Source organism: Kutzneria sp. NPDC051319 (assembly GCF_040682195.1).
Lineage (GTDB): Bacteria > Actinomycetota > Actinomycetes > Mycobacteriales > Pseudonocardiaceae > Kutzneria.
Genome location: NZ_JBFBAM010000020.1, coordinates 72,185 through 83,775, shown reverse-complemented (window position 1 = coordinate 83,775; position 11,591 = coordinate 72,185). Strand labels below are relative to the sequence as shown.

Below are 11,591 nucleotides of genomic sequence, written 5' to 3'. Positions count from 1 at the left end.
CCCTGCTGGCACGGTATTAAGCTGTCCAACAGAAGAAAGTGATCCGCCCGATCGCTGCACGTGCTGAATCCGGGGATGCCTGATCGTGGAACTTCGTCAGCTCGAGTACTTCGTCGCGGTGGCCGAGGAATGCCACTTCACCCGGGCCGCCCAGCGTATGCGCGTGGCCCAGTCCGGCCTCTCGGCGTCCATCCGCTCGCTCGAACGCGAGCTGGGCGCGGCCCTGTTCCTGCGCAGCACGCGGCAGGTGGAGCTGACGGAGGCCGGTCGGGCGCTGCTGGTGGAGGCCCGCCGCGCGCTGACCACTGTGGCCGCCGGTCGCGACGCCGTTGCCGCGGTGCAGGGTCTGCTGCGCGGCCGCCTGGCCGTCGGCACGCTCCAGTGTCTGTGCACAGTGGACCTGCCCGGGATTCTTTCTCGATTCAGCAAGGCTCACCCGGGCGTGGACATCCAGCTCCGCCACGACAGCTCCGGCGCCCTGGTCGAACAGGTCCGCGCCGGACGGCTGGACGTCGCCTTCGTGACCAGGCCGGCCCGCGTCCCCGACGAGGTCATGCTCACCCCGCTGGACATCATGCCGATGATGCTGGCCTGCGGTCCCGAGCACCCCTTCGCCACCCGTGACCACGTCGACCTGCGGGAACTCGACGGCCTGCCGTTCGTGGACTACCACCCGGACTGGGGCACGCGGGAGACCGTGGACCGGCTGCTGGCCGCCAACTGCCTCGACCGGCACGTGGCGCTGGAGGTCAACGACGTGCACTCGCTGCTCGACCTGGTCGGCAACGGCCTCGGCGTGGCCATCCTGCCCGGCAACTTCGTGCACAAGGGCTCGCGGGCCCGTTTCGTGCCGCTGACCGGCCCGGCGCCGACGTGGGAGACCGCGATCGTCACGCCGGCGTCGCACAGTGCAGCAGCCAGCGTGCTCTTGGACATGGTTGCTCCGCAGGCCCGCCTACAGCCTGTGTGATTGGCCTCATGCTGTCACCATGTCCGCCGAACGAGTGGTGCACTGGATCGCTGCCGTGGCGGCGTCGGGGGGAGGAACCCATGGCACCTGGTTTTCACAGTGAAGGCGGACGGCCCGCCTGTCACCGGGTGTCGGCCGGCCGCAGGGAGAAAACGTGACGTTAGACGCCCGGCGCGCCCGGTCGTATGCTCGCCACCGGTCCTACTCGGGTGGGGAGACACCGAGGACGAGAGGTGGCCGCGTGGAGCGCCCGGAAATCGACCTGCGCAGCGCGAGCGTGGCCAGGATCTTCGACTACTACCTGGGTGGCGCGCACAACTTCGCCGTCGACCGCGTGCTGGCGGACGCCGCCGCGAAGCTGATGCCCGAGCTGCCGCGGATGATGCGGCTGCACCGGCGCTTCCTCGCGCGCGCGATGCGCTACCTGGTCGAGCAGGGTGTCACGCAGTTCCTCGACCTCGGCTCCGGCCTGCCCACCGCCGGCGGCTCGGCCGAGCTGGCCCGGCGCCTGGACCCGTCCAGCCGCGTGGTGCTGGTGGACAACGACCCCGCGGTGATCGCGCACGGCACGCACATGCTCGACTCGGCCAACACCGCCGTGGTGCTGGGCGACATCTGCGAGCCGGACCTGGTGCTCGGCCACCCCGAAACGCGTCGGCTGCTCGACTTCGACCAGCCGGTGGGCCTGCTTCTGGTGGGGGTGCTCGACTTCGTCGGCGACGTCGCCCTGCCCCAGGTGATCGCGCGCTACCGGGACGCCGCCGCGCCCGGCAGCCACATCGTGCTCACCAACTTCTCCGTCGAGGGCGGTCTCGAGGACTACCAGCGGACCGAGCAGCTCTACCGGGACAACACGACCATCGATTTCCACCCCAGGAGCGCGGCGGAGGTGACCGAGTTGTTAGCCGGCTTCGACCTGGCGGAACCTGGAGTCGTGGACATCTCGTTGTGGCGTCCGGAGGCGGTGGAGGACCTGGATGAGCATCCCGAGCGCAGCGCGGCCTACGTGGCGGTGGGGCGTAAGCCATGATGGGGTGGACCAGGCAGGACATTCCCCGGGCCCGGTCGGCCGTGACTGAGCCGGTCGCCGCGGGCATGGAGGCCTTCGCGCAGTCGTGGGCCTCGGCCATCATCGGCACCAGCTACGTGCCGATGACCAAGGCCGAGGTCGTCGAGCACCTGCGCGGGCTGACCGAGCTACTGGTGGAGGCGCTGCTCGCGGACACCTTCCGCACGTCGGCGGCCCACGAGGTCGGCATCCGGCTGGTGGAGGCCCATTTCACCGGCACCGAGACGCTGGACCGCACCGTGCAGCTGATGGGCGACGAGCTGCTGTCCGAGCTGGGCCGCGACGGCGAGCCGCACCTGCGTTCCCGCATCGCGGCGCTGCAGGGCTCGCTGTCGGCCGGCTACGCGCAGAGCCTGCGGGAGCGGACGTTGGACGAGCAGGAGGCGATCCGGGAGGCCGTGCTGGACGCCCGCGACCACGCCGAGGCGGCGCTGCGGGCCAGCGAGGCCCGGTTCCGCGCGGTGTTCGCGGAGGCGGCCATCGGCATGGGCATCTCGGACACGGACGGCAACATTCTCGAGGTCAACCAGTCGTTGCAGGACATGCTCGGCTATCCGGCCTCGGAGCTGCGGCAGCGCAACCTGCGCTCGCTGATGCACCCGGCCGACGCGGAAAGCGTGTGGGGCTACTACGAGCAGCTGTTGCACGGGGAGCGCGACCACTTCCGGGTGGAGAAGCGCTTCAACCGCCGCGACGGCCAGGCCGTGTGGACGCACCTGACGATCTCGCTGGTCCGCGACGACGACGGGCAGCCGGCCTACCAGGTGGCCATGGTCGAGGACGTGACCGACCGCCACCTGCTGCAGAACCGGCTGCGCTACCAGGCGCTGCACGACCCGCTGACCACGCTGCCCAACCGCGCGCTGTTCCTGGAGCGGCTGAGCAAGGCCTTCGACGGGGCCGCCGGCACCCGCATCGGCCTGTGCTACCTCGACCTCGACGGCTTCAAGGTGATCAACGACAGCCTTGGCCACGACATCGGCGACCAGCTGCTGGTCGCGGTGGCCAACCGGCTGGACGAGTCGGTGGCCGGCGACGGCCGGCTGGTGGCCCGGATGGGCGGCGACGAGTTCGTCATCCTGATCGAGGGCTCCACCGGCACTCAGTCCATTGTGGACATCGCTGACCGGGTGCTGGACTCGCTGACCGCGCCGGTCCGCATCGACGGGCACGAGCTGTCGGTGTCGGCCTCGATCGGCCTGGTGGAGCGGGAGATCAACGGCACCACCTCGGCCGACCTGATGCGCGATTCGGACATCACGCTGTACTGGGCCAAGGCCGACGGCAAGAGCCGGTGGGCGCTCTACGACCCGGAGCGCAACGCCCGCGAGGTCGCGCGGTTCACGCTGTCCGCGACGATGCCGGCGGCGCTGGAGCGCGACGAGTTCTACGTCGACTACCAGCCGCTGGTTCGCTTGGAGGACAGCAAGGTCCTCGGCGTCGAGGCGCTGGTTCGCTGGCAGCACCCGGAGTTCGGGCGGCTGGCGCCGGACCGGTTCATCGAGCTGGCCGAGGAGACCGGGTTGATCGTGCCGCTGGGCCGGTGGGTGCTGCGCAGCGCCTGCCAGCAGGCCCGGCGCTGGATGGACGAGTTCGGCGACGCCACGCCGTTCGTCAGCGTGAACCTGGCCGTGCGGCAGTCGCGGGACCCGGCGCTGGTCAACGACGTGAAGTCCATCCTGGAGGAGTTCGCGCTCCCGCCGCACCTGTTGCAGCTGGAGCTGACCGAGAGCGCCATCATGGGCACCGCCGACGAGCCGCTGGAGGCGCTGCGGCAGCTGTCCGGCATGGGCGTGCGCATCGCCATCGACGACTTCGGCACCGGTTACTCGAATCTGGCCTACCTCAAGCACCTTCCCGTGCACGAGCTGAAGATCGCCGGCTCGTTCATGGAGGGCATGCGGGCCGCCGACGGGGCCGACCCGGTGGACTCGAAGATCGTCAGCACCCTGGTCTCGCTGGCCCACGCGCTCGGGCTGACGGTGACCGCCGAGGGCGTGGAGACGCCGTCCCAGGCCGAGCGGCTGCGCAAGATCGGCTGCGACGCCGGCCAGGGCTGGCTGTTCGCCCGGCCCGGCCCGCCCCACCAGATCGAGGTGCTGTTCTAACTCCGCCCTTTTCGGCTCTACGTGAGTGGCTCATTTCGCGTCTGATGCGAAATGAGCCACTCACGTAGAGCTTTTTTCGGCTAGCGATCGAGCTCCACAACCACCTTGATGTCGTCGTGGAGCTCCAGCGCCCGGGGCCAGTCGGACAGCGGCACACGCCGGGTGATCAGCCGCCGCAGCCAGCCCTGGTCAGCCTTGGCCAGGGCCTGCGCGGCGGTGCGGAAGTGCGCCGGGGCCGAGTTCACGCTGCCGACCACGGCGGCGTTGCCGAACACCAGGGTGTCGTTCAACCTGGACGGGGCCAACGGGATCGCAGCGTCCGAAGTGGACAGACCGAGCAGCACGGCCACCGCGTTGCGGCCCAGCTTCAGCACCGAGTCGAACATCAGCGGACCGGCTCCGGTGCACTCGATGACCACATCAACGGTGGGAACCGTGCCGAGGCTCAGGTGGTAGGTCGCCCCCAGCGCCCGCACCAGCTCCGGCTTCACGCCGTGGTCGATGCGGTCCAACACGTGCACCTCAAGCCCGCGCTGCACGCCCAGCATCGCCGCCAGCAAGCCGATCGGACCGGCCCCGGTGATGAGAACCCGTTGCGGCGCATGGAAGGTGCGGCCGCCGATGATGTCGACCTGATCCCATGCCTTGGCCACGATCGACGTGGGCTCGGCCAGCACACCGCAGTCACCGACCTCCGGCGCCAGCTTCACCGCGTACTCGACGGGGATGGCCCAGCGCTCCGAGCCGAAGCCGTCCAGCGCGCTGACCCCACGCTCGGTGTAGTTGCCGTTCAGGCAAAAGTCCGACCGTCCGGCGGCACAAGGCGCGCACGGCAAGGGATCCGGCCGCCGCACCACGCCCGCGACCAGGTCACCCGGGGCGAATCCGCTGCCGGCCGGGGCTTCGAGCACCCGGCCCAGCGACTCGTGGAACAGCACCATCCGGTCCTGGCCCGGCGGCAGGGCGTCGATCCGGCCGTTGATGATCTCCAGGTCGGTGTGGCACAGCCCGACCAGCAGGCCCTCGACCAACAACTCTCCCGAGGCGGCAACGGGTTCCGGCCACTCGGAGACGCGCAGGTCGTCCGGCCGGCCCGGGGTGACGGTCGCGGCCCTCATCGCCGGTTCGCCTCGTGCCGGCAGGCGGTGTCGCCGAACAGGACGGCCGCGCTGTTGACCAGCGCCAGATGGCTGAACGCCTGCGGGAAGTTCCCGGTGAACCGCCCGGCCCCGCCGTCGTACTCCTCGGCCAGCAGGCCGATGTCGTTGGCCAACGCGGCCAGCCGCTCGAACATGGCCTCAGCCTCCTGGCGGCGGCCCGACAGCGCAAGGGCGTCGGCGAACCAGAACGAGCAGGCCAGGAACGAGCCCTCGTGGCCGCTCAGACCGTCCACACTGGACTCACCGGCCGAGGTGGTGTACCGGTCGACCAGATCGCCGTGCTTCAACGTCCGCTCGACGGCGGCGATCGTCGACACCACACGGGGATCGTCGCCGGGCAGGAAACCCACGGCCGGGATGAGCAGCGTGGCCGCATCCAGGTCGGTGCCGCCGTAGTACTGGGTGAACGCCCCGAGATCGGCGTTCCAGCCCTTGGCCAGCACCTCCGCGTGCACGGCGTCCCGCAGCTCACGCCAGCGCTCCACCGGCCCCGGCAGGCCGTCCTGCTCCACCGCCCGCACGGCCCGGTCGAACGCCACCCAGATCATCACCCGGGAGTGCGTGAAGAACCGGTCGGGGCCGCGGACCTCCCACAGGCCCTTGTCCGGCTGCTCCCAGATCTCCTCCAGGTGCCGCAGCAGACCCCGTTGCAGCGCCCAGGATTCCGCGCTCTCCTCGACGCCACGCTCGCGGGCCAGGTGCAGGGCGTCCATCACCTCGCCGTACACGTCCAGCTGCAACTGCCGGAACGCCGCGTTGCCCACCCGCACCGGGGTGGCGCCGTGATAGCCGGGCAGCCAGTCGACCTCCCACTCCAGCAGGTGCCGCTCGCCGTCGATGGCGTACATGATCTGGAGGTCGGCCGGATCGCCCGCGACCGCACGCAGCAGCCACGACCGCCAGGCCAGGGCCTCCCTGGTGCAGCCGAAGCTGTCGAAGGCCAGCAGGGTCAGGGTGGCGTCACGCAGCCAGCAGTAGCGGTAGTCCCAGTTCCGTTCCCCGCCAAGGGCTTCCGGCAGCGAAGTGGTCGGCGCGGCGATGATGCCGCCGGTCGGCGCGTAGGTCAGGGCCTTGAGTGTGGCCAGTGAACGCCGCACCGCTTCCTGGTGTGGGCCCTGGTAGGTGATGCGGGCCTGCCAGTCGTGCCAGAACCGCTCGGTGCGGGCGATCTCCTGGTGCGGATCCACCGCGGCCGCCGGTGAATCCGGGGTGGTGGTGAACTCCATCGTCCAGGCCAGCCGCTGGCCCTCGGCGACGGTGAACACCGCCTCGTGCGCCCGCTGGCCGTGCACCCGGTACGGCAGCCGGTCTCCGCGCAGCACCACGGCATGCGGGCCGGCGACGGCCAGGATGTGCTCGTCGTTGTCGCCCTTGACCCGCCGCACCCAGGGCGTGGAGTCGCCGTAGGCGAACCGCAGCACCCAACGCAGCCGCATCTCCACGTTGCCGGACACGCCCTCCACGACCCGCACCAGTCGCGGCTCGTCGGCGCTGCCGTCGGCATGCGGCGGCATCGCGTCCACGACCCGCACCACACCGTCGACGGTCTCGAACTCCGCCTCCAGCACCAGCGTGGTGTCCCGGTAACGCCGTTTCACCGACGTCACGGCCGCGGTCGGCGCCAGCAGCCAGCGGCCGGCGTTGTCGTCGCCGAGCAGCCGCGCGAAGCACGACGGGGAGTCGAAACGAGGCAGGCACAGCCAGTCCACCGAGCCGTCCAGGCCGACCAGCGCCGCCGTGCGCAGATCCGACAGCAGGGCGTAGTCCTCGATGCGGCCGGGGCCGGCGTCGTGATGATCAGGCACCCGGCCGACATTAGCCCTGGGAAACGCCTGCCGCCGCCAGCAACGCCTCGGCCGGAATCAGCGCGCCCGGCTTGTGGCCGGGGTTGAGCAGCAGCGGGCAGCCGGCCAGCTTGGCCACCAGGTCGCGGCCGGCGACGGCCCGCGCGTGCGGCCACACGTCCGGCACGAACCGCTTGGAGGTGCAGGCGGCGACCAGGATCTGGCCGGTGTTCTGGTCCTGGAAGCCGGCCAGCTCGCGGTCCTCGGGGCCGCGGGCGTACACCAGCAGCGTCGAGTTGAGCACGCCGTCGAGCACGGACTCCTCCGGCTCGTAGCCGGTGCGCGCCTGCTGCATGGCCCGCTCCAGCTGGGTCTCGGGCGCCGGCATGCCGGCCGAGACCGGCGAGGGCCGCCAGTTCGGGTTGGGTTCGAAGCGCTCGTCGATCCGGCCGTCCTCGTCGACCCGGAACGAGCCGATGAAGCCCCACGGCGGCACCTCGTCGTCCGGGCGGAACGCCGGATCCAGGATGTGCAGCCAGGTGTTCGGGTTGGCCTTCGCGTTGTCGCGCATGTCCTGCGTGATGGTCAGCAGGTGGGTGTTCGGTGCAGCCACGGGTTCGCCCCTCGAAAGTGTCCTGCGGGCACTTCACCCTCTCATAACACCGAGGGGGTCACGAACCACTCTTTGTAACTAACATGGGTGACCTTTCCCCGTGTCACTCAACGCGGGGAAAGGCCGCCCGCGGGTGCTACCTGGGAGCGGCGGCGACCGTCTTGGCCGCCACGTTGACCCCCGCCACCTGCACGTTCGCCTGGGCGCCGCCCAGCTCGGCGGTGCGGTAGTCGGCCTGGAGGGTCACGGACTCCCCGGGCCAGATCGTGACATAGTCGTCACTCCACGTGATGGGAGCGACCTCGCCGCCGGACGCCCCCTTGCGGATGGTCGCCCGCAGGAAGAACGCCACCTTGCTGCCGCTGTTGGTCAGCTTCACCGACGTCGTCGAGCGGTCGCCGCTGGTCGTCGTGGAGGCGGCGACGTCGACCTTGCCCGTGCCCAGGTTCTGCAGGCCGGACAGGTCCGCGTAGGCGGTCTGCGGCGTGTCGTACCAGGTGGAGCTGTCGTACTTCAGCGTGTCCGGCTTGGTGGACAGCCAGTACACGTTGCGGTCGACCACGGCGCCGCTGGAGTCCTTCAGCAGCAACCGCACGAAGTACGTGGCCGACAGCCCGCTGGGGTTGGCCACCTTGTCCAGCGTGGTGGACGCGTTGCCCTTGGCGGTGACGCCGGACTGCGTGGTGTCGGACTTGACCGTGCCATCCGTGTTGAAGACCGTGGTCTGCACGGACAGGCCGGCCTTGGCGTCGAGCCCGGTGTTCACCAGCGCCACCGAGCGGTCGTCGTAGGAGTACTGGACGTGCAGCGGCCGCAGGCCGGCCTTGGCCCCGAAGTACGAGCCCGACGGCTGCATCGAGTAGTCGTACAGGTGCCAGTACAGCGTCGGCCACGGATTGTTGAGCATCCAGTAGATGACACCGGTGGCAGGCTTGCTGGCCTTGGACTGGTTGCGCCCGAACGCCTCGAACTGGGCCCGGTTGACCTCGTAGTTGGTCATCTGGGCCTTGGACACGAAGTCGTCCAGGCTCTTCGGCGTGCCGTAGCGCTTGCCGAGCGCGGTCAGGAACGACCCCAGCTTGGAGAACTCGCCGCTGGGCGAGAGGTGGTACTGCGCCTTGGAACCGTTCTGCCACAGGTCGGACAGCTCGGCCGGGGACAGGTACTGCTTGAGCGCGTCGGCGTCCGGGATGGTCGGGCCGGGGCCGACCTCGGAGGCGAAGCCGAACGCGCCGCCGAGCTGGTTGCCGTACCAGTAGTTCGGCGGGATGAACCAGTACGGGCCGTCCATCTTGTTGCCGGACGGTCCGGTCTGCGGGCTGGTGGCCTTGGCCGCCGAGGAGATGACCGGGGCCTGCCAGTCGGAGACCTTCAGCCCGTCCAGGTAGTCCTTCTCCACCGCGGCCGGCGGCGCGGTGTCGCTGCCGATGTAGAAGCCCAGGATGCTGGGGTGGTTGCGCAGCCGCAGCCCCTCGGTGACCGCGGACGCCTTGGCCACGGTGTGGTCGGCGGCCTGCCAGCTGCCGTAGCTCTGCCAGTACGAGCAGCACTCCCAGCCGGGCATGACCATGATGCCCAGCTTGTCGGCGATCTCGTACAGCTCGTCGTTCTCTTCCTTGCCCTCCAGGCGAATCGTGTTCAGCCCGAGGTCGCGGACGTAGTCCATCTGGTCGCCCAGCTTCTGTGCGTCGTAGCGCAGGAACAGGTCGGAGGCCCAGCCGCCGCCGCGCACCAGGAACGGCTTGCCGTTCACGGTGAACGACATGGCGCCGTCCTTCATCGCCGACTTCACGTCACGCACGCCGAAGTCGGTGGCGGCGCTGTCGGAGACCTTGCCGTCCACGGAAGCGTTGAGCGCCAGGTGGTACAGCGGCTGGTCGCCCATCTCGTACGGCCACCAGACTTTGGGATTGGTCAGGTGCTGGGCGATGCTCACCGTCTTGGTCTGGTTGGCGGTCAGCGAGACCTGCTGCGTGAACGCCGTCTTGTCGACCGTGCCGGCGACCGTGGTGGTGACGGCGGCGCCGGTGTTGTTGGTGACCTCGGCCTTGATCGTCAGATCAGCGCTCTTGAGATCACCCGCCACCGACGTGACGACGCGCGTGTTGCGGACCGTCACCGAGCCGGACTCGGCCAGCTGCACATCCCGCCAGATGCCCATGTTGTTGTCCGGCGGCAGCTGCGTCCAGTCCACCCAGGAGATCGACAGCTGCTTCTTCGGGTCGGCCGGCGATACCTTGACGGCCAGCGCGTTGGTGCCGGTCTTGAGCGCGCCGGTGACGTCGAACTCGTGCGCCGGGTAGGCCCCGTTGTCGGTGGTGCCGATCTTGGTGCCGTTGAGCCAGATCTCCGAGCCGCCGATGATCCCGTTGGTCAGCCGCAGGAACGTGTGCGAGCCGGCGGCCGGGGTGGCGCTGAAGGTCTCCCGGTACCACCACGGCACCGAGAAGTCGGACTTGCCGACGTTCTTGAGGTTCGTCGAGTAGTTGAGGTCGCCGTACTTTCCGGCGGCGACCAGACCGCCCATCACGGTGGAGCGGGCCGGGACCGATGTCCATGAGCCGTCGTCATATGTCGGCGAGGACAGGGTCGCGCCGCCCTGCGTGGCGGTCTTGCTGGTCTGGAGCTTCCACCCCGGCACCGTGACGACCTGCCCCGGGGCGGACGGGGCCGCGACTCTGGGCTGCACGCTGGCGTCGGACACGCCGGCCGGCACGACCAGGGCCAGGCCGAGCGCGGTGACCAGCCAGGGAACCTGGCTTCTGCGGAGCATGGACCGCCTCCTCACAGGAGTTCTGGCGGCGGCGGAATAGTAAAGAAGGTTTCCTTATGGAACGTTTACTCGCAATGCTCCAAACGGTCGTAACGCTACGGTGCTGCTGTGCCGTCGCTCGTGGACCCGCGTGACCTGATGGCCGCCGTGCAGGCGGTGCTGCCCTGGCTCGACGGCGTCGAAGACGCCCCTGAGCGGCCGAAACTGGCCGCCGCCGTGAAACTGAGCCTTCGCACGCTGGCCCAGGACGCGCCCGGCAGGAGTGTCGAGGTGCGGGTTCCGCCCTACGCCGCGGTGCAGTGCATCTCGGGCGTTCGTCACACTCGCGGCACTCCGCCCAATGTGATCGAGACGGACGCCCGCACCTGGCTCGAACTGGCCACCGGCCGCCTGACCTGGGCCGATGCCGTCGCCGACGATCGGGTCACCGCGTCCGGCAGCCGCGCCGACCTGTCCGCCCAGCTGCCGCTGGTGCGTCCGGTGTCGTGACCGCCCCTTTACCATCGGCTGGGCGGCAAGTAACATTCTCGCGTGTCCGTTTTCGCACGTACGAACGATCTCGGACGAATTGTCCGGGTCGAGGACCGGTGACGAGGATGCGCAGACTCGCGCTCATCGGCACCGGCGTGCTGGCGTGCCTCGGACTCGTGGCCGTCGCCACCGCCTTCGTCTGGGGTGTCACCCCGCGCGAGTGGGACGGCAACCTCGACTTCACCGTGGCCCAGTTCTGCCAGTCCGACGGCGGCGAGCCCACCTGCGCGCTGCTGGAGCAGGAGCCGGCCGGGCCCGGCCAGTCGCCGCTGGCCACCGTGGACAAGATCAGTATCGACGCCTGGAACCTGCCGGTCGGCACCCATGTGGGTGATCTCGTGCTGTGCCACGTGCACCAGCAGGACGCGGTCATCGACAGCACCGACACCGTCACCCGCGTCGACAGCTGCCACACCTGAAAGTGGGATGAATACCCCGTCGGTGGCATGGTGCGAGGTCGCGCCGGTGCCTGGACCGCAGGCTCGTGTCGATCGAGTCTTCCCATCGATCGACACGAGACAAGGGAAGGCACCGGCTTAGAGCGACCTCGCCCGCCGAGGCACTCGGCGCATAGACACTGTGC

Annotated in this window: 9 protein-coding genes; 5 read left to right on the top strand and 4 right to left on the bottom strand. The window is 69.7% G+C overall.

Translation table 11 applies throughout. The features are described from left to right. Positions 1-85: 85 nt before the first annotated feature. From AB0M73_RS21915 to AB0M73_RS21905, 3 genes are all read left to right on the top strand, one after another. Positions 86-970, top strand: coding sequence for a LysR family transcriptional regulator (locus tag AB0M73_RS21915; protein ID WP_363893064.1), 885 nt, complete (start codon positions 86-88; stop codon positions 968-970). Between the two features lie 241 nt (positions 971-1,211). Beyond that, the gene (locus tag AB0M73_RS21910; protein ID WP_363893062.1) at positions 1,212-2,000 is read left to right on the top strand and encodes an SAM-dependent methyltransferase; all 789 of its coding nucleotides are present in this window, start codon (positions 1,212-1,214) and stop codon (positions 1,998-2,000) included. Positions 2,001-2,041: 41 nt separating this feature from the next. Beyond that, positions 2,042-4,147 (top strand): EAL domain-containing protein, encoded by a 2,106-nt coding sequence (locus tag AB0M73_RS21905; protein ID WP_363893060.1) that lies wholly within the window; start codon positions 2,042-2,044, stop codon positions 4,145-4,147. 80 nt (positions 4,148-4,227) lie between these two features. Here AB0M73_RS21905 and AB0M73_RS21900 read toward each other — a convergent pair whose 3' ends face one another. From AB0M73_RS21900 to AB0M73_RS21885, 4 genes are all read right to left on the bottom strand, one after another. Continuing rightward, the gene (locus AB0M73_RS21900; RefSeq protein WP_363893058.1) at positions 4,228-5,265 is read right to left on the bottom strand and encodes a glucose 1-dehydrogenase; all 1,038 of its coding nucleotides are present in this window, start codon (positions 5,263-5,265) and stop codon (positions 4,228-4,230) included. Then, on the bottom strand, positions 5,262-7,112 hold the full coding sequence (locus tag AB0M73_RS21895; protein ID WP_363893056.1) for a glycoside hydrolase family 15 protein: 1,851 nt from the start codon (positions 7,110-7,112) through the stop codon (positions 5,262-5,264). Before AB0M73_RS21895 ends, AB0M73_RS21900 begins: the two co-directional genes overlap by 4 nt. A gap of 10 nt (positions 7,113-7,122) precedes the next feature. Further along, positions 7,123-7,704, bottom strand: a complete 582-nt coding sequence (locus AB0M73_RS21890; RefSeq protein WP_363893053.1) for a type VII secretion system-associated protein — start codon at positions 7,702-7,704, stop codon at positions 7,123-7,125. Positions 7,705-7,840: 136 nt separating this feature from the next. Beyond that, entirely contained in the window at positions 7,841-10,477 is a 2,637-nt protein-coding gene (locus tag AB0M73_RS21885; protein ID WP_363893051.1) for a sugar-binding domain-containing protein, read from the bottom strand. Positions 10,478-10,585: 108 nt separating this feature from the next. Here AB0M73_RS21885 and AB0M73_RS21880 point away from each other — a divergent pair, with 108 nt between their 5' ends. Further along, entirely contained in the window at positions 10,586-10,966 is a 381-nt protein-coding gene (locus AB0M73_RS21880; RefSeq protein WP_043720918.1) for a sterol carrier family protein, read from the top strand. A gap of 107 nt (positions 10,967-11,073) precedes the next feature. Next, on the top strand, positions 11,074-11,427 hold the full coding sequence (locus AB0M73_RS21875; protein ID WP_043720920.1) for a hypothetical protein: 354 nt from the start codon (positions 11,074-11,076) through the stop codon (positions 11,425-11,427). Positions 11,428-11,591 lie beyond the last annotated feature (164 nt).